We start from the raw sequence: 19,978 nt of genomic DNA on the forward strand, positions 1-19,978 counted from the left end.
GCCCGGCTAGTTCTGGTCACCGGCCAGTTGCGCATCCGGCACGGCTTGCCAGCCGGGGCCCGGGTCGTACACGCGGATGCGTGCCGCCGCGGCCGCCGACTGCGGCCCGAGGTCCTGCTGATAGACCTTGCCGTCGCTTGAGCTGATGAAGCTCATCACGCCGGTCTGTCCGTAGTCTGCGGGCCAGGCGATGACGGCATAGCCGCCGCTCATCTTGCCGCCTTCGAGATAGCTGTGCGCACCGCCCGGCGCGTGCGGCCCCTGGCCACTCAGGATACGGTAGTGATAACCGTGATACGCCTGATTGGGCGGCGCGGTCGGGTCCATCACCGAAGCGAGGTCGCCTAGCGGACTCTCGGGTTCGCCTTCGGCGCTCGGCCAGTACAGCCCATCCTGCTGGCCCGGATGACTGATGAAGCGCTGCGCGTAGACCGTCTCGCCCTTGGCCTTGGCGAAGTCGCGTTGCGCGTCGCCGATCGCGAGCACTGTCTGCATCGCCGCGAGTTCGTTGCGGCCAATGCGGCGAATCGCCAGTTCGTTACGCGCCTGGTGGACGTCGAAATGCCAGCCCGCTTTCGTCTGTTTGATCGGGACTGGCAGCGTCCAGCCCGAGTCGCCTGCCTGCAGATGCGCGGTGCCCTTGCCGTCGTCGACGATCTCGTGGTGCTTCGCGTACGCCGAGAGGAAGGTGTACACGTCGTCCATGTCGATCGACGCAATCGGAATGAACTGTTTGTAGTCCGCGCCCAGCACTTTCGCGAGTGCGTCGGGGTCGTGCGTGGCGAGCGCCTGCTGCAACGCGTCGCCCGCTGCGTCAGGCGTCGGATAAACCGCCTGTGCGCTGCTCTGGCCGGACGCGATCGATAACGCGCCAAGCATGGCAAGGCGCAGCGCGATGGATGAAACACGCGGGACGGCCAACCGAGCTGCCGCGCTGTACTCGCGTGGCCGCTCAAATGAAGCGGCAGGACGATGAGAGAACAATTGCGCAAACCGGATCATGTAGCGCTCCTTGCTTCATTACGGGGTGAAAGTGGATATCGCGGCGCACACGGCGAACGGGCGACACGTGCGCGAAGCATCGTCTAATGGCGCCGATGCCCACCGCCACCGCCGCCGCCACGTCCTCCGCCGCCGCCACCGAGGCCGCCGCCGCGTCCACCACCACCGCCCATCCCACCGCCGCCACCGGCAGCACGTCCGCCGCCCGAGTGATTCGCGGCCGCTGCGCGAGCGCCGCCCGCATTGTTCTGCCGCGCATTGCTCATGGCGCCGCTGCCACGCGAGCCCGCTTCGGCGCGGCTTTGCTGGCCGCGCTGGATGCTTTGGCGGCTCGCGTTGCCATTGCCGGCGTCGCGTAACGCATTGTCCCGGTTGAGACCCTGCGCACGATTGCCCACTTCCGCGCGGTTGGCGCCCGCCGCGCCGCCGCCGGCACGCGCACCCGCGCCGCGATTGCCGCCCGCGCCGGGCTTCGCACCGCCGCCCTGTCGGATGTTGTTGACGCGGTCGTTAGCGGAACCCGACATATTCTGCCCGGTGCGCTGGCTCAGCGTCTGCCGGGCCTGATCGCGTTGCGCGTTGTCGCGACCACGATATGCGCTTCGGTCGGCTCCACCGCCTGGACCGCCGGGGCGTCCGTTGATGCCACCCGGACGATTACCGTTCGCCTGCATGCGCGAGCGGTTGTTGATCGCGTTGCTGCGATCCCAGTTGGAGGTCGAGCGGTTGGCGTCGATGCGGTGATTGACGTTGATATTGTTGTAGCGATTGACGTTCACATTCACGTCATGACGCCCCCAGTCGCAGCCACCCCACAATGAATTGGTGATGGCGATACCGGCGCCGAACGCAAGTCCCGTGGCGAGTGCGGTTCCGATGGCGTAGCCGGGAGGCGGCGGCAGATAAGTCGGCGGGTAGGCCGCGTACGGCCACGGTCCATAAAAGGTCGTGGGGTTATAGGTCGGGACGTACACGACCTGGGGATTGGCCGGCTGGATGACAATCGTGTTATTGGCCGGTTGCACTTCCACCTTCTGCTGCTCGGAGGTCTTCAGGTTGCCGGCTTTATAGGCCGCTTGCCGCAGACGCTGCACCGAGTCCATCACGTCGCTGGACTGGGCGAGGAAAGCCTGGCCGATGGCATCGACCCAGTTGGGATTCTGGGCCATCGTGGCGAGCGCTTGTGGAAATGCCACCAGCGACTGCACGCTCGGGTCCCACGGCATGCTCGATACCGCCTTCACCGCATCATCGCCCTTCACCTGGGGATGGTCCTTCGACCACGCCGCCGCAGCGGCGACGTCGTCGGGAAAGGTCGTCGCCATCAGGACCTGGGCGAGCAACGCATCGGGATACGCGGCAATCGGCGCGGTCAACGCGTCCAGTTGCTGCGCATCGAGTTTGGGCGCGGCCGGCGCGGCATTCGCGGGTGCGGGCGCCGGTGGCGGTGTCTGCGCGAAGCTCTGCGCGCCACCATAGGACGCAGCGGTGAGCGCCAGAATCGCGACACTCCTGAGGCTCGTGGTGAAAACACTTGCGGCAATCCGGCCAGCAATTGCGGCGACCCTTGTCATATCGTGTTCCCCTTGTTTTGACGCTCGTACGTGGCGGCCGTCGGCCTCTTGGAACTTTAGTTCGTTCACCCGGTTATTTCCATACGACTGTGCCTAAACCGGCTTCATTCAGAATCCGCTCTCGCGAACCAACGCGGCGACCAGGTGCGTGCCGCCCTCGATCAACAGACTGCGGCGGTTGCCGTCGATCTGCAGTTGCCCGCGGGTTTCCCATAGACCGGGCGGGGCATGATCGAGTTGAACGAGCACGTGGAACATGGGCGGATTCGGGATTAGCGCATCGCGATCGGCGGCCACCGTGACGGGGCCCTTGTAGCGCGAGGCCAGCATCGGATGAGGCAGCACGCGCACGCGAGTCGAGTCGATTGCAACCACGTGGCCCGCAATCGGCGCGGCCTGCCCAATCGGATAGAAGCGCGCGGCATCGCCGGCGGCGAGACGTTGCACGTCGTCCTGTTTGACGTAGGCATCGACTTGCCAGCGGCTCGGATCCACCAGCACGCCGACCGGTTCTTTCGGATTGATCCATTGGCCCGCCTGCCATTGCGGATCGACATCCATCCAGCGGCCGGCGAACGGCGCGTGCAGGATCAGCCGGGCGATCTCCGAACGGGCCGCCTGGGCTTCCTCGTACTGAACCCGTAGACGCTCGCGTGTCGCCGCCTGCTGCTCGAGGCCGCCGGTGTCCGCGATCAATCCCGCAAGGCGCGCCTCGTAACCGCGCACGCCGGCCTCGCTGCCTTGTACGTGCGAAGCGATATCGGGTTCTTCCATGATCATCAGCGTGTCGTCGGCCTGCACGAGGCCGACCGGATGAATCGTCCTGATCCGCGCCGGAAAGGGCACGAAGACGCGCAGTTGCCGCTCGGTGCGCGCCACGCCTTCCGCATGAACCTGAGTGCGCCAGGGTATCGCGATCAACAACAGGAACGCCGCCGCCGTCACGCCAAGCAGCAGTTTGCGATCCGGCCGGATGCGCCTGCGATTGGCCCACCAGTATTGCAACTCGCGCACGACGGGCATCATCACGAACCAGCTGACCTCGACCACGAACAGGAAGATGCCGAGAAGTTTAAAGAAGAACAGATAGACCGTGACAGCAATGCCGAGAAACAGAACCAGCCGGTAAAGCCAGGTCACGAATTCGAACGCGACGAGCATGCGGCGCTGCGCAGCGCTGAACGGCTCGGGCCAGTCTTCGTCGAGGCCGAGCAGCACGCGACGGATGGCCACACGCGCCAGAGCCGAGGCTCGCAGATGCAGATTCGGAAAATCGAGCAGATCGGACAGAATGAAGTAGCCGTCGAAGCGCATGAACGGACTCGCGTTCAGGCCCAGCGACAGCACCCAGCTGGTCGTCGCCAGATACAGCAGCGCATTGCGTAGCGGGCCGGGATCGCTCAAGGCCCAACCGAGCGTGGCCAGCCCGGCGAGCGACAGTTCGCAGAGAATGCCCGCCGAGGCGATCGCCAGACGCTGGCGCGAACTGCGCAGCTTCCAGCTTTCGCCGGTGTCGGTATAAAGCATCGGCCAGAGTACGACGAACGCGATGCCCATATGGGCGACCCGCAGACCGAGCCGCGTCGCGACAAGCGCATGCGCCAGCTCGTGCAACGTCTTGGCGACCACCAGCGCAGCCGCGAAGCTGATCAGACCGTCGGTCGAAAACGATTCGACGACAGCGCTCGTGAAGGTGTCCCACTGCTGCAGCACGAGCACGATGCCAAGCAGACCGAGCAGCACGACGACAATCGGCGTGACGGGCGTAAAGAGCCAGTCGAGCCACTTCACCAGCCGTCCCAGGAAGCGCTGTGGCCGCACCAGCGGAATGCGAAAGAACAGGTAGTGATGCAACCACCAGCGCCACGTCAACCAGCCGCCGCTGCGGTCGCGTTGTTGCAGGCGCGCCAGCCGCTCGGGCGTCGCCCTGAGCAGTTCGTGCTGTTCGAGAAAGCTGCGGAAATCGAGAATCTGTTCCAGCTCGGGCCGCAAGGCGGTCTGCTCGCCGATTTCCTTGCAGATCTGCGCGGGCGGTTTGTCCCAGCGGATCAGGCATTCGAACTCGAGCCAGCCAACCCGGTAGAAGCGGTTCAGCACCGTATCCTGGATCATCCACGACGGCTCGCCATCCTTGCCGCTCGCCGCTTCGCCCAGACGCAGGTCGTCACGCAGCGCGGGCGAGGGCACCTGGGGGTCGAACGCGATCACAGTCCGCTCCACGCGCGGAAGGTAGCGAGCGGCCGGCGCAACAGAAAATAGGCCAGCGTGACGCGTTTGCCGTAGAGCTTCGCCGTGCCGTGCAGGCCGAGGCGCGCCTGGTCGCGTTGGCCGTCGCCGTCCACGCTTGCCAGCAACCGGTACGCGACGATGCCGTCTTCGCTGGCCTTCGCCTGATAACTGGTTTCGAGAATGCGTCCGTGCAGCGGTGCGAGTGGGTAAGCGGTGAGATAAAGCGTCACCTCGGCGCCGGGTTCCAGCGCGATGGCGTCGGCCACGGCCAGCTGAATCAGGATCGCCGGCTTGTTGGGATCGGCCAGTTGCAGAATACGTTCGCCGGTGACGACGGGTTTGCCGATCCAGTCGTTGGGGTCGCCGAACACTGCGACGCCCGCTTCGGGCGCGAATACCTGCGTGCGCTTCAGTTGTGCAGTGACGGCCGCGAGTTCGGCACGGCGTTGTTCGGCCGTGCCGTTCAGCACGGTCAATTCGTTCTTGCTCTGCGGATTGTCGAAGGCACGTTGGCTCGCCGCCATCAGTTCGGCGTCGGCGACGGCGACCTGTCGGCTGAGCACTTCGACGCGGCTTCGCAACGAGGTTTCGTCGAGCGAGAACAGCAGCGTGCCTGCTTTCACGGCCTGGTTTGGACGCACCGCCATGCGTTCGACGACGCCGTCGATCGGCGAACTGATGATGCGCGCGTCGCTCGATACGATCTCGGCGGGCGCGAGTACGGTCTGCCGCACTGGAATCAGCAGCAGGATCGCGGCGGCGGCCAGCGCGCCGGCGCTCTGACGACGCGTCGGCCGCCAACGCAGCGGACGGCGTTGCCGGACCAATGCGTTCCAGCAATAGCCCCAGGTCTGCACGACCCCGCGCAGGGTCGGCGCGAGCGTTTCAGCCGGGCGCTCATCGAGCAGCGTCAACAGCAGGCCGAGCCGTTTGCCGTTCGGCTCGTGAATGGGCACGCACCAGAGTCCCGCCGGCCACCATTCGGACCAGCCGTCCGCGATATCGGGCGGCGGCTCCGCCGCATCGCGCGCGAGCCACTGCGGCTCGCGGCCTTCGAGTTGCGACGCCAGCCAGCGAACCGCGCGCTGCAGCCAGACGAGGTAAGGCGAGTCTTCGGTCGGTTTGGCGAGCCCGGAAATACACAGCAACTCGAAGCGCTTGCCGTGTTCGGCGAACACGAGCGCCTGACGGTAATTGAGTAGCGAGTAGGGGTCGTTGGCGATCGAAAACGCCAGCGTATTCAACGAATCCGCCGCCAGTGCGCGATCGCGCAACGCATCCAGATACAGCAGCAATTGGGGATGAGGAAGCGCTTCGTTCATTGCGCGGGCGGGAAACGAGCCGTGCCGCTCATGCCGGCAACCAGTTCGGGATGATCGCCGTCGAGTTGCGCTTCGAGTTCGACCGTTTGCGCTACCGCATCGACACGGGAATTCACCGCACTGACATGCGCGGGATAAGTCTTGCCGGTTTCGTGAATCGTGATGTCGAGATGGGCGTTCGGCTTCAGCTTCACCAGAAGCGAGGAGGGCACGTTGAGCCGCACCTTGAGCGCGCCGTCGCCGACGAGGTCGACGATCGGCGTGCCGGCGCTCACCGTCTGATAAGGCTTCACGTAAACCTTCGCCACGTGTCCGCTGAACGGTGCGATCACGCGGCAATAGCCGAGTTGCGCGTTGGCGAGCGACAGCGCGCCCTGTGCTTTCTCGACCTCGGTGGCGGACATGGCGACCTCGATGTCGCCGGCCGCCTTCAGTTCGCGCAGACTGCGTTTGGCCGTGAGGTTCTGCCGCGCCATGTTCAATTCCGCCTTGGCGACATCGGTGCGCGCCTGCACTTCGGCGCAATTGAGCAGGGCGAGCACGGCATTGCGCGCGAAGGGTTTGCCCAGCGTCGCGCGCAGATCGGTGATCGTGCCGTTCATCTGGCTCGACAGGGTGGTCTCGAGGTTCGGCGCAAGGAGCACGCGAATCGCGTTGGGGTCGTCGAAGCTGTCGCCGCTGCCTGCGGGTTTCGCGGCGTGAGCGGCGGTGACGGAAAGGAACAGCGCTGTAGCGAGCGCGACATGGCGGGACTTACTGGACAGCAGGCGCATTGCCACCTCCATTGGGTGTGGCGATCTGCGGGCCGAGGCTGGTATGTGTGGCGGCGCTCGGCAGCCACTGTTGGCTTTGCGCGCTGAGTGCAGGCATAAATTGCGAGGCGGGTGGCAAGGTGGGCTGTAAAGTCACCGGTTGCGCCTGATCGGACGAGGGCGAAGGTGAGGGCGAAGGTGAGGGCGACGGCATGGGCAGTTGCTGCTCCTGTTGCTGCTGCAGGTCGACCGTTTTTTCGATTTCCTGCGCGAGCGTCTTGACGTCGTCTTTGGCGATCGCGTCCGGCATCACGTCGAAACCGATCGAGTTGTACAGACGGCCCCACGCGGCCTGAGCATCCGAATACGCGGCCTCGCGTTGATAGCGCGACAACAGATAACGACCTTCAGCGCGAATCACTTCGAGCTCCGAACCGAACGAGGTCGTGTGCGCGGCCTGTGCATAGTCGAGCAGGCTGCGATCGACGCGCAGACTGTCGTCGGCGAACTGGACCTCTTCGAGCGAGAGCCGGTAGCGCAGCGTGCCGACCCGCACTTGCGTGAGAATCGCCATCGACAGCGCGAGCCGGCGCATATCGTCGGTCTTCGTCTGCGTGTCCTGCTGCGCATTCAAAGAAGGAATCTGCAGCAGCCGGAACAGGTTCATCGACACCCGCACCCCCACCGCCGACCAGAGGTTGTTGTAGAGATAAGTGTTGGAATCGTAGTTCGTGCTCAGATCGATACCGATGTTCGGCCAGAGCTGGGTCTTGGCGATCTTGATGTCGTTTTCGTTGACGCGTTTTCGATACCACTCTTCCATGATTTCAGGCCGGTTCTGCAAAGCCAGTTGTTCCAGTTGCGGCTCGGGCACCGAAAGCGGCGGCAACGCGCCTTCCTGCGTATCGGCCAGCACGAGCGGCGTGCCGGGCGGCAAGGACATCAGCGCGGCCAGTTCGGACTGCGCGAATTCGAGATCCTGACGGCGGATGGTCAGCAGCGAGACGGAGTCGAGCAGTGCGCGCTGGTACGCGAGAATTTCCTGTTTCGGCAGCAGGCCCTTGTTCTCGGCTTCGCGTGCGGCGCGCAATGCGGTGAAGGTGCGCGCCAGCAGTTGATCCACTTCCGGCTTGAGGCGCTGTGCCGCCAGCGCGCGCCAATACGCGTTGCGTACGTCCTGCAGGACGTTTTGCGCGACCTTGCGGCGCCGCTCTTCCGCCATCAGCACCTGATCGGCCTTCTGCTGCGTGCGGTAATAAGCCACGCCGAAGTCGAGCAGATTCCAGCTCATGCCGAGTGCGGCGACCTCGTGATAACGCTGTTCGGAGGTGGACGGCCGCAACGTCACCTGACGGTCCTCGATGCCGACCGAGGTGCCGCCCGAATCGTTGCTGCGATCCGAGTAACCCGCCGAGGCGACCAGCTGCGGCAACAGTTCATTGGTCGAGACATCGCGCAGGTTCGAGGCCAGTGCGCTTTCGAGCAGTTTGAGCCGGTAGTCGAGGTTGTACTTGAGCGCGCGGGCCGCCGCCTCATAGAACGTAATCGGGCCCGTAACGGGTTCTTGCGCGCTGTACATCGCGAGCTGATCGTCGACGACCCGTTGACGAACTTCGTCTTTCGTCGTCGGGCGGGGCTGAAGCGATGCGCAGCCCGTCAAAACCAGCATGGTGCACGTGATCGTTGCACCCAGGACGTGAGCCTGGTGTTTCCGCATAACCGGTCCTCGTTCGCATACGTTCGAATACTAATGTTCGACGGATTTTTCTACGTTCTGAGGTGCTTCAGGCAACTTGAGCGCCGCGACGCGCAATTGATTCACGAAACTTTGTGCTGTCCGGGCCGGCGCTTTTTCGACGATCGGCTTGAGCCCGTGGGTGAGATGGTCGGAGAGCGGGGCGAACAGCGACGGGTCGGGCAGCAGGCCGTCTGCGGTGAGATCCGTGCGCGAGTGCTGGCCGAACGCCCAGGCGCGGTCGAAGGCGCTCTCCCGTTGGCTGGCACGCACGGACTGTGCGACGAATTGGCCGGGCACGTGGCCAAGCCCGTCGCCGACGGGGGTCTCGTCGTCGAGCGGATAAAGCGGCCAGCCAATCTGGCTGCCGTCGGTTTCACGCGCCGAGACGAGTGAACGCACCGCGTCCCGTTCCACGACCGGCGTGATGAACACCGCCGGCTCGAACGACAGCGCGGGCGGTTGGTCCGCGCGGTTGCCCAGATCGCGGTCCCAATGCGCGCCGCCGCTCGGTGGAATGTACGGCGAGGCAATGTCGAGATTGATGACGAGCTGGGCCTGATCGGTCGCGCCGGCGAGATCGCTGATCGTGTAGGTGAACGGGTCGTGCAGCACCTGACCGAGCCCGGCTGCGGCGAGCACCTGCGGGTTGGTCAGGTCGAGGACATAGGTGTAGGTGCCGTTGGCGTTGAGCACGAGGGTGCCGTAGCGCCCCGCCAGGGCCTGGCCCGGCGTGCCCGCCGTGCCGCTGCCGGTTTCTTCGCCCGTGCGGATGCCGACCACGCTCAGGTGATCGTTGGCGTCGACGTCGGTGTCGTTGCTCAGGACGTTGCCGCTGGCTTGCGGTGTCGGCGACTGGTCGCTCGCCACGTTGCTGTCATCGTGTGCGACGGGCGCATCGTCGGCGCCGTGGATCGTGATGGTGAGGCTGGCCTTCGCAGTCGCACCGGCCGTGTCGCGCAGGGTGTAGGTGAACACCTCGGTGAGCGTCTCGCTACTGGTGCGCAAGGCCTGCACCGCGGCGTTGGCGTTGTCGACCACATAGTCGTAGTTGCCGTCCGCATTCACGACGAGATGGCCGTAGCGTCCCGCGAGTTCGGCGCCGGCATTGGCCGATTGCCCGTCTGCGTTGGCCACGTCGACCACGGTCTGGGTCTCGCCGTTGGCGGCGCTGTCGACATCGGTATCGTTGCCGAGCACGTTGCCGGTGGCGTCCCGCCCCGGCGTGCCGTTGTTGACGCCGCCCGCTTCGAGCGCGGTGCCCGCGTCGTTATTGGCGACCGGCGTATCGTTCTGCCCGTCGATCGTGATGCGCAACTGCGCCGTGGCCTGGGCGCCGAGCACGTCGTCGACGGTATAGGTGAACGTGTCCTGCAAGGTCTGACTGGCGGTGCGCAAAGCCTGTACCGCGGCCGAGTCGTTGTCGACCACGTAGCTCCATGTGCCGTCTGCGTTCAGCGTGAGCGTGCCGTACATGCCTTGCAGCGCGCTGCCCACCGCGCCGGTGGTGCCCGTGGCCGTGGCGTCGCCAGTGCGGATTCCTGCCACGTGGATCGCGTCGCCGTCCGGGTCGGAGTCGTTGGTCAGCACGTTGCCCGATGGGTTCACGCCCGGCGTCGTGTTGGCGATGCCGCCCGCTTCGAGCGCGGTGCCCGCGTCACCGGTGGCCACCGGTGCGTCGTTACGTCCGCGTACCACGATGGTGATCTGCGCGAGGTCGGAGAGGCCGCCCTTGTCGGTGGCCTGGTAGGTGAAGACATCGGTCACCGCCTGCAGCGGGCCGAGCGCGATCAGTGTCGCGTTGCTCGTATCGACGTCGTAGACATAGGTACCGTCCGCGCCGAGCACCAGGTCGCCGTACTGGCCGTGCAACACGCTCGCGTTCGCGCTGCCGCTGCCGGTCCCGGTTGCAACGGCGCTCAGCGCACCGCCCGCGGCTTCTGTGCCGGAGCGCGCGGCGGTGACGGTCAGCGCGTCGCCGGCGTCCACGTCGGTGTCGTTGGTCAGCACGTTGCCGGTCGGATTATGGGCGTTGCCGTTACCGTTGTCCGCCGCCGCGAGCGCGAGGTCGTCGTTCGCGACGGGGGCATCCCACGCGCCTTGAATCTGCACGGTGAGTTGGGCCGTGTCGGACGCGCCCGCGGTGTCGTGCATGCGATAGCTGAACGTGTCGGTGACGCTTTGGCCGGGAATCAGCGCTTGCACCGCCGCGAGGCTGTTGTCGACCGTGTAGGTGTAGCTGCCGTCGGGATTGAGAGTCAGCGTGCCGTAGGTGCCCGCAATCGTCGTCGCACCGTTCACGGCGGCGAATGCGCCGCCGGCCGCTTCGGTGCCGCTGCGCGCGCCGTCTACCGTTTTCGTGTCGCCGGCGTCGACATCGGTATCGTTGGTCAGCACGTTGCCGGCCGGATTGACGCCCGCCGTCGCGTTATCGGTGCCGCCCGCTTCGGTGGCGCCCGCCTGATCGTTCTGCGCGACCGGCGTGTCGTTCTGCCCGGAAATCACGATATCGAGCTCGGCCTGATCCGTCGCGCCGTGCGGGTCCGTCACCGTGTAAGTGAAGTGCTCGACCAGCTGGTCGGTCGGCAGGCGCAGCGCCTGCACCGCCGCATTGCCGTTGTCGACCACGTAGGTATAGGTGCCATCGGCGTTCAGCGTCAGGCTGCCGTATTGCCCTTGCAGCGATTGCCCGACCGTGCCGGCAGTGCCGGTGCCGGTTTCCGCGCCCGTGCGGATCGCCGAAACGGCGAGGGCGTCGCCGTCCGGGTCGCTGTCGTTGCTGAGCACGTTGCCGGCCGGATTGACGCCGGGTGTGCCGTTGTCCACCCCGCCGGCTTCGCGGGCCTGAGCCGTGTCGTTCTGCGCGACCGGCGCGTCGTTGATGCCGACCACGGTGATCACCAGCTGCGCGCGATCGGTCAGGCCGCTCGTATCGACGATCTCGTAGGTGAAGGTTTCGGTCAGCGTCGCACCGGCCGCGAGCCCGCGCACGCTGGCGTTGCTGCTGTCCACGTCATAGGTGTACGAACCGTCCGCTCCGATATGCAGCGTGCCGTAGTTGCCGTTCACCACGGCACCGCTCGTCGCAGTCGTGCCGGTCGCGACCGCCGTCAACGTTCCGCTTGCGGCTTCGAGTCCGCTGCGCACGCCGTCGACCTGGAGCAGGGTATCGGGCTGGTCGGTATGGTCCACGTCCGTATCGATACCGTTGCCGCCAGGCTGATCGACCGAACCGGGACGGCTCGCGGTCGTGATGACATTGCCGCTCGGATTGACGGGGTTCACGCCGAGCTGCGTCGAGCCCGCCGTCGCGGTGGCCTGGTCGTCGCTTGCAACGGGGTTGTCGTTTGCGCCGTGGATCTGGATTTGCAGTTGCGCCAGATCGCTCAGGCCGCCCGCGTCGGTGAGCTGATAGGTGAAGGTGTCGACCAGCGGGGCATCGCCCGGCACGCGCGATTGCACGACGGCATTGTTATTGTCGACCACATAGCGATAACTGCCGTCGGCGCCGATGGTGAGCGTGCCGTACGTGCCGACGATGATCGTGCCCGTCCCGCTCGTCGTGCCCGCCGCGACCGTGGCAAGCGGGCTGTTGACCAGCGCCTCGGGCCGATTCGTGATGCCGGTAACCGCTCTGGTCTCGCCGTTGGCGGCGCTGTCGACATCGGTATCGTTGCCGAGCACGTTGCCGGTGGCGTCGCTGCCGGGCGTGCCGTTGAGCACGCCGCCGGCTTCGGTCGCAGAGCCGATGTCGTCGACTCCGATCGGCGCGTCGTTCGCGCCGTGAATCGTGACCGTGAGTGTGGCCGTGGAAGTGGCGTTGCCCGTGTCGGAAATCGTGTACGTGAACACCTCAGTCAAGGTTTGACCCGGCAAACGCAGCGCCTGAACAGTTGCATTGCCGTTGTCCACCGTGTACTGGTAGCCGCCGTTGATGCCGATGGTCAGCGAGCCGTACAGACCCGCCAGTACCGTCTGGCCGGGCAACGCGATCGCCGTGCCGTCCTGGCTGCTGACGCTGATGACCCGCAGCGAATCGCCGTTGGTGGCGATATCGACGTCGGTGTCGTTGGCGAGCACGTTGCCGGTCGGATCGACGCCGGGCTGGTTGTTGGCGCTGCCGCCCGCCTCGGTCGCGGAAGCCGTGTCGGCGACGGCCACCGGCGGGTCGTTGACCGGCACCACGGTGATCGCCAGCGTGCTTTGGGTGTTGAGCGCGTCGCCCGGCTCGCCGGGAATGCCGTCGCCGTCGTGATCGCCGAAGTTGCCCAGGTCGTTGGTGTTGATCGTCAGCGTGTCGGCGCCGTTGTAGTTCAGATTGCCGAGATACTGCAGATTGGCGAGCGCGGTGTTCAGATCGGCCTGGCTGCCGGTCAACACCAGCACGGCGGTATTCGCGCCGCTCTCGGTCACACCGGCTGGCAGCGCGCTGAGCGACAGCGTGCCGTGCAGCACGGTCAGCGTGATCTGCAGATCGCGATTGCCCGCATCGACGTCGGAGACCGTCACGCCGGCGACACTGAAGGTGATGTCTTCGAGTCCCGAAGGCGAGGCCGTGGGCAAGTGATTGACCGGCGCGTCGTTCTGTTCGACGTAGCCGGCATTGGCGGCCGCCGTGCCGCCGTCCGCGAGCGCGACGCCGATGGTGCCGAGCGGCGTCGACGCATCGCTGTCGATGCGCACCGCCAGCGTGCCGACCGGCTGCGGATAGCTCAGCGTGCCGGTTGGCGTCTGGATCTGGTAGGTCCCCGTGGGGAGCACGCCGAAATGATACTCACCGTTGCTGTCGGTGATGGTCGTGTAGACGAGGTTGTCACCGGTCGTGGCGAGCATGCCGTCCGCGCCGGCCCACGTCAGCGTGACCGTCTGGCCCTCGAGACCGGGGCCGTCCGGCGTGCTCGACGAAGTGGCCGAGGCCGTGTCGTCCCACAGCGTGCCGCTGATCACACCGAGCCCCGCAGCGGCCTCGCGAATATAGGTATTCGGGCCGACGCCACTGCCGGTGCGCTCGCCGTCGCTGTTGCCGGGCGTGGCGCCCACGCTCGAACCGCCCCAGGTGGTGAAACTGCTGGGCAGGCTGGTCCAGGTGACGGTGGCATCGGTCGGCGCAATGGCCGCCGTATTGGGCGCGCTGGCAGAATAAAACACCGAGACTTGCGCGTTGGAAGCGAGTCTGGCGAACGTGATGTCAAGTCCGTTCGTCATATCGACGCTCACGCCGATGCCCGCGAGTTGCGCGGCCGTGTACGACTGGTTGTTGAGAACGAGGTGGTCGAAGGTGTAGTTCGACGCGGTCGGAAAACTGTCGGTCAGCGTGACGTCGTATGCGGGCGAGCCGCCGCTTTGCGTGAAGCCGATCTCGACGCTGGCGGTGCCGAGCCCCGGCGTCGCGCTGGTCGGATTGAAGCTGACGACCTGCTTGGTCATGCCGGTGATGGACGGCTCGACCACGTCCTCGCGCACGGTGTCGGAGTGCGACAGATCGGTCGCGCCGGAACGATCCACGGCGCTCACCGAGAGCGCCGTGCCACCGACGTTCGATGCCTGGTTGAGCACCCGCGCATTGAACTCCAGCGACACGCCTTCCTTGTCCGCGTCGCTGTCCATGTTGACCAGGTTGCCCAAATGGAAGGTGATGACCTGGTTGCCGTTGCTGTCGGTCGTGACGTCGATGTCCGCCGCATTGAGCACGCCGTCAGGCGCTGCGCCGGTGAGACCGGGCGTAATCGGCTCGGCCTGCTCGCTGAACTGGTTGCCGACGACGTTGAGCGTGCCGCCGGTAATCAGATTCGCAAGATTCGTGGTAATGCCGTTGTTCGAAATGAACGCGAGCATGGCCGTACCGTCGTTGATGAAGCCGAGTCCGTTCTGCAGGGTGACTTGCAGCGTGTAGTCGTTGGTTGAACCTTCGGCGAGAATCGCGACCACGCGATAGCGGACGATTTCGCCTACCGTGACGCTTTCGTCCGTGGCGTCGGTAGGCGTCGCGGCGGGGGTGTCCGGCAGGCCGCCCACGCGCGAAACGATGACCGTCTGCGCGACCGGCACGACCAGCGTCGAATCCGACCGATAGTCGTTGAGCACGCCGCTGTTGAGCGCGCCGTCCACGCCGGTGCGCTCGCCGGCCGGATCCGCCGTGCCGCCGACGCTGCCGTCGAGGCTGGTCCATTGCACGCTCGCCGTGTTGGCGAACGACGGCTCGCTCGCCGCCGCGGCCAGTACGGTGCCCGAGACGCGCAGGGTGATGCTGCCGCCCGTGGCGATGTCGACGTTGGCGCCGGTTGCCGTGCGCAACTGTCCGCCGACCAGTTCGAAGTCCGCACCGCCGTTATTGGTCGCGCCGCCGCTGTAAGTCACGCCAAGCAGCGTCAGGCCGCTCAGCTCGGTGGGCAGCGTGTCGAGAAAGCTGATGTCGTAGGCGTTGAAGTCCGTGCTTGCCGTGCCATTGCTGATCGTGATGTCGTACTCGACCGTGTCGCCCTGATCGACGCCGAGGCCGGCGGTCGAAGTCGAGGTCTGCGCAATCACCAAGGTGGGCTCGCGGATTACGACGGTCGGCGCGGCTGCCGTGGGCGCGACGGTTCGGTCCAGCGGCGCCGTGCCATTCGGCGTGTCGCCGTCGGGATCGCTGAAGACGAGTTGCGCGGTGTTGGTCAGTGTGGTGCCCGCCTGGTTGCCGGCCACGTCGCTCGCCACCAGCCGCACGCGGATCACGAAGCTGTTGTTGCCCGCGTCGTTGTCCGCATTGGCCTTCGATACCGTGAAGGTCCAGTGCCCACCGACGCCATCCGCGCCCAGCGTGCCGCCGTTCAGCCCACTCAGCGCGTCGCCGCTGAGCGTGCCGTTGAAGTTGGCGGTCAGCGCGGCGCTGCCGGCCACTGTCGTGATCAGCTGATAGCCGAGACCGCCGTTGAAACTGGTGTCGAGATGCAGGCCGGCCGGAATCAGATCGTCGATGCGGAGATTTTGGGTACTGCCTTCGGGCAAGGTCACGACGATGTCGTACTGCATGCTCTCGCCGATTACCAGATCGCTCCCGGTGGTCTGCGCGGCGCTGGAGTCGCCGTTATCGAGCGTGCCGCCGGCGTATTGCACGCTGACTGTCGGCGCGGCGACCTGCTCGGCGGCGGTGTCGGTCAGATCGGTCGGCGTGAAATCGGCGCCGCCTTCCACGCTCGCGTAATTGGTGAGCGCCGCGCTGGTCTGCAAGGTGCTGTCGGCAGGGATGCTGGCATCGACCGTGACGTCGTAGGTGATAACGACCAGGTTCGACCCGCTGGTGTCCGCCGTGGTGCCGCTGCGGCCTGCGAGCAGGGTGGCCACGCCGCCCGCATCGAGAAAAGTGACCGTGTTGCCGGACACGCTGTAATCCACCCCGGCGACCAGCAAGGTGCCGTCGCCGCGATAGATCTTGAGGCCCGATGTCGCGAGGCTGCCCCCCACGAACTGCAGGCCGGCGGGTAGCGTCACGCTGGTGGATACGTCGAATGCACCACCGCCGCCGGTGTTTTCGATCGCCGTGGCGAGGCGCAGCGTGTCGCCCGCGTCGATGCCGCTAACATTGCCGTCGACCGCGGCCAGGTCGGTCACGCTGCCGGTGAATGGCGTGCCGGTGCTGCCGGGCGCGCTCCACGTGCCGGTCGTGCCGGTGACCGTGCCGTCGCTGCTCGACACGACGCCTTGCTTGATGGCGAGGGTCGGTTCGGCGACGGAGACGATCGTCGTGACATCCGACGAGATCAGCGGCTGATGCGCGATCGTCGTCACCTGGCTCGATTGTGCGAGCACGTCGAGCGAGCGTTGGTCCGCGTAGGGCGTATCGCCGACGCGCAAGGTGAATTGCACCTGAATCGTGCTGCCGGCGCTCGCATTGGTGGCGAAGCTGCCGAAGTTGAAGATCAGCGAATTGCCCGTGCCATCGGCCACGCTGAGTACACCGCCCGCGTTCGTGTTGGCCGCGCCGAGCGACCATTGTCCGACGCCCGTGCCTTCGCTCCACGTAATGCCCGAGAGGCTCAGCAACGGCAGCGGCAGATAGGCGGCCAGCTGGAACTGTTCGTAGTCGCCTGTTACCAGGTTGTACGTCATGCTGAAGGTAATCGTATCGCCCGGATTCAGTTCGCCGCTCGCGGGCGGCGCCGCGCCGTTGACCGACACGATCGCGATATCGACGGTGTGGGTGGGGATCGTGCTGCTCGTCTCCGATTGATCGGTGACGGCGCTGCCCGTGAGGTTGAGGTTGTCCGTCAGCAGGGTGGCGGTGACCGTGGCATTGTTGCCGATCGAATCGCCTTCGTTCAGGTCGCTCTGCGCGTAGGCCGTCGTGTAGCGCTGGTCGACGAGGGCGGTGTAGTTGACCGTTGCTGTGGTCGCGCCTTGCAGCACGTTGTCGAAGGCGAGGTCGCCGGCCAGGTTGCCGGCCTGCAGCACGCCGGCCGCCCGGATCGAGGCGCCGATGTCGAAGGTGACGGTCGTGGTGCCGTCGGCATTGACCGTGCTCGTGCTCACGAGTGCAATGGTGTGCGAGACGCCGGCGCTCACATAGGTGAGCGTGGGCGTGCCGGTCAGCGTCTGGCCGTCGCTCAGCTGGTCGGTAATGACGAACTGGCCTTGACCGAGTTGCGTCTGGCCCGCTGCGAAGTAGTCGGAAATCGCGATGTCGAGCGTATAGCCGAGCGTGTCGCCCGGCGAAATGCCCACGGTGCCCGTGTCGACCTGATCCGTGACCTGCTTTTCCAGTGTCACCGATTTGGCGATGAAGGTCGTGCCCGTGCCATCGGCCGAGCCGCTGAATGCCACCGAGGTGGCCGGCGGCGTCAGATCGCGCGGGTCGAGCGGCGCCCACTCGCCGCTGCCGCTCGCCGTGCCGAACGCGATCGTCACCGGCGCACCGGAAACCGGGTCGATGACGGGCTGCCCGAATGCGTCCGTTTCCGGCACGTAGAAACTCACCACCGTATTTTCCGGCGCGCTGAGTGTGGCGTACTCGATTGAATACGAACGGATGAAGACCGAATCGCTCGCGATGGCCGCTGCGATCAAGGTGGGATTGGTGAGCGTCGTGCCGTCCTGCAGCGTGATCGACGTCACGCTGCCGCCGGCGCCCGGCGTGATCGCCGTGACCTGAACGTTGGCTGGAATATCCTGCGTGACGGTGACATTCGTGAGTGTCTGCCCCGGCGCCGGCGATGCGGTCACCGTTTCCGTGTGCACGTAATTTGGACCGCTGACCGTTTCTCCTTCGGTCATATTGACACTCTGCGTCAGCGTCACCACGGTCGGATGGACGACGAAGTCATGCAACGAAGCTTCGACCAGCGTGGGGTCCACCGTCGGGTTGTCGAGCTGGTCATTGCCGAACTGAAAGCCGCCGCGTGCCTGGATCGTCAGGTCGGGCGTAGCGTTCGAAAAGGCGGTGTCCGCGAGATCGCTGAGCGTCGCGGTCACCTGCACCGTGATCGCGGGTTGCCCTTGCGAGACGCTGCCGAACGGGAGTTCCAGTACGACCAGCTGGTCGCCGGCGTGCAGCCCGTAGGAGGCGGCATTGATCACCAGCGGGTTGCCGTTGGCGTCCTTGGCGAGGGGATGAATCGCGTTGCCGTTCGCGTCGAAGGTGACGATGAACGACGTCACCGCCTGGCCGAGATAGGTCGCCGATACGAAGCTGGCGCCGTCGTTGCCGTCCTTGCCGGTGGCCGGCATCAGCAGATCGATATACGGCGCGTAGCCCACCTGCGTGGATGAATTGGTGAACGAAACGTCGAAGGTGAACTGATCGCCGAGCAGCACGTTTTGTCCGCCGGACGAGACCGCTACGGTCGGACTCGCGTCGGCCAGCAGGCTATTGAAGTGGCTCAGCGCATCCGCGCTGAGCGCGATCGGTTTATCGATTGCGCCGCTCGTGACCTCGAGTGTCCAGTCGCCGCCCAGTGCGGCGCTGCCGGTGTTGTCGTTCGACGCACCGACGGTTGCACCCGTCACGCTTGCGAGTTCCTGAACCAGCGCCTGGCCGGCGGCTCCGGCGCCCACGTTGCAACCATAGAGTTCAATGTCCGCACCGGCATTCAGGCCCGTGCGCCACGCGCCGAGCGTACTGGCCATTTGCGCGATGCTGGCGCTTGTGAAGGTCTGATCGCCCAGCGTGAACTGCCCGGATGCGCCGTGAGAAAAGATCTGGATCGAATCGACTTTTCCCATCGAAGCAAGGGCCGCGCTGATTGCGCTGACCGCGTCCTGACCGGGATCGATGATCAGCACCCGGGTATTGGCCGGCAAATTAGCCAGTAACTCGCTACCGTTGTCGACCCGGCTATCGAGCACGACCAGATTCTGATGCACTGCGGGTGGGGGCGCCTCGGTAGGCGCTGCGGAGGCCGCAGGCGTGGCGGTTCGCGTGGGTGTTGCAGTGCGGCTGTCCGCATGGGTGTTCGCATTCGCGGCGGCGGTGTGGCGCGACACCTCGCCATTCGTGCCGACCGCCGCCACACCGCCGGCCGAATCGCTGTGATGGTGATGTTCGACGGCCGCTGCAGCCGCGCCGTCGAACAGAATTCTTTGCTCTAGCGCCAATGCATGCCGACGTGGCCGGAGGTGGTCGGCAGCACGCGGCGATTCAGACTTTAAAGGCATTTCGTTATGCACTCCGGATAGGTCCAGATGCGATAAGGAATGGACATGCGATAGCAGTCTTAGTCACGATTCGGCAATTATTTAATAGCCGTACCGACGTGGCCTTCGCCGCTTTGTCCAATGCGCTGCAGCAATCATCCGAATAAGTATAGCGACGAATTCTCTCTGTGGAGCATGTGCGTAGTGAGATCGTCATAATTTCGCGTCATCAATGTACTTCCATTGATGCGGTGTGGTATGGACTTCTACGTATCGACAACCACGAATTAAATTTTTATTGTTGACGGCATCTTGAGTGGCGAAAAGTGAAGTAAAGTCTGATGCAGCCCCACACCTTTCCGTCATTGCCGCGCTCACGCAATGGTCACGCCATTTCTTCGCGGCACGCATGACACAGTTCGCATGGCTTCTCACTGGCCAGCGTGAGGACGGCTTCCAGCTGGTTCGCAATTCATCGATATACGCATCAACGAAGCATAACCAATAACTATCGGGCTATGGATAGCCTGCGTTGACCTGTCTTTTGGCTCGCTGTGCGAAGTCGCTTTTACCTTTGTTTCCTTATCCTGTACAACGACGATTCAGGAGAAGTTTTATGGCACCTAGCGCCAGATTGCTATGTCTGCTTATGGTTCCACTCACCACAACCGTCTGGGCTGCGGAGGCGGCCAGTGCCCCCGATGCCGCCGACACGGCCGACGTGGTTAATCCGCAAGTAGTGGATAAAGTGGTGCA

7 protein-coding genes are annotated in these 19,978 nt (G+C 65.2%); all 7 read right to left on the minus strand.

What is annotated here, in order from left to right; all coding sequences use genetic code 11:
- Window positions 1-6: 6 nt before the first annotated feature.
- The gene (locus tag FQ705_RS14975; protein ID WP_144142212.1) at window positions 7-1,002 is read right to left on the minus strand and encodes a DUF2950 domain-containing protein; all 996 of its coding nucleotides are present in this window, start codon (window positions 1,000-1,002) and stop codon (window positions 7-9) included.
- Between the two features lie 83 nt (window positions 1,003-1,085).
- Window positions 1,086-2,576, minus strand: a complete 1,491-nt coding sequence (locus tag FQ705_RS14980) for a DUF3300 domain-containing protein (RefSeq protein WP_144142214.1) — start codon at window positions 2,574-2,576, stop codon at window positions 1,086-1,088.
- Between the two features lie 108 nt (window positions 2,577-2,684).
- Window positions 2,685-4,784 (minus strand): HlyD family efflux transporter periplasmic adaptor subunit, encoded by a 2,100-nt coding sequence (locus FQ705_RS14985; protein WP_222105645.1) that lies wholly within the window; start codon window positions 4,782-4,784, stop codon window positions 2,685-2,687.
- Entirely contained in the window at window positions 4,781-6,127 is a 1,347-nt protein-coding gene (locus FQ705_RS14990) for an efflux RND transporter periplasmic adaptor subunit (protein ID WP_144142216.1), read from the minus strand. The genes FQ705_RS14985 and FQ705_RS14990 overlap by 4 nt, the downstream gene beginning before the upstream one ends.
- Complete coding sequence (locus FQ705_RS14995; RefSeq protein ID WP_144142218.1) at window positions 6,124-6,900, minus strand: efflux RND transporter periplasmic adaptor subunit; 777 nt, start codon at window positions 6,898-6,900, stop codon at window positions 6,124-6,126. Before FQ705_RS14995 ends, FQ705_RS14990 begins: the two co-directional genes overlap by 4 nt.
- Entirely contained in the window at window positions 6,881-8,548 is a 1,668-nt protein-coding gene (locus FQ705_RS15000; protein WP_260854502.1) for a TolC family protein, read from the minus strand. The genes FQ705_RS14995 and FQ705_RS15000 overlap by 20 nt, the downstream gene beginning before the upstream one ends.
- Window positions 8,549-8,626: 78 nt before the next feature.
- Window positions 8,627-19,243 (minus strand): VCBS domain-containing protein, encoded by a 10,617-nt coding sequence (locus FQ705_RS15005; RefSeq protein ID WP_144142222.1) that lies wholly within the window; start codon window positions 19,241-19,243, stop codon window positions 8,627-8,629.
- Window positions 19,244-19,978 lie beyond the last annotated feature (735 nt).

The sequence above is a fragment of the Paraburkholderia sp. BCC1884 genome (genome assembly GCF_900996225.1).
Taxonomy (GTDB): domain Bacteria; phylum Pseudomonadota; class Gammaproteobacteria; order Burkholderiales; family Burkholderiaceae; genus Paraburkholderia.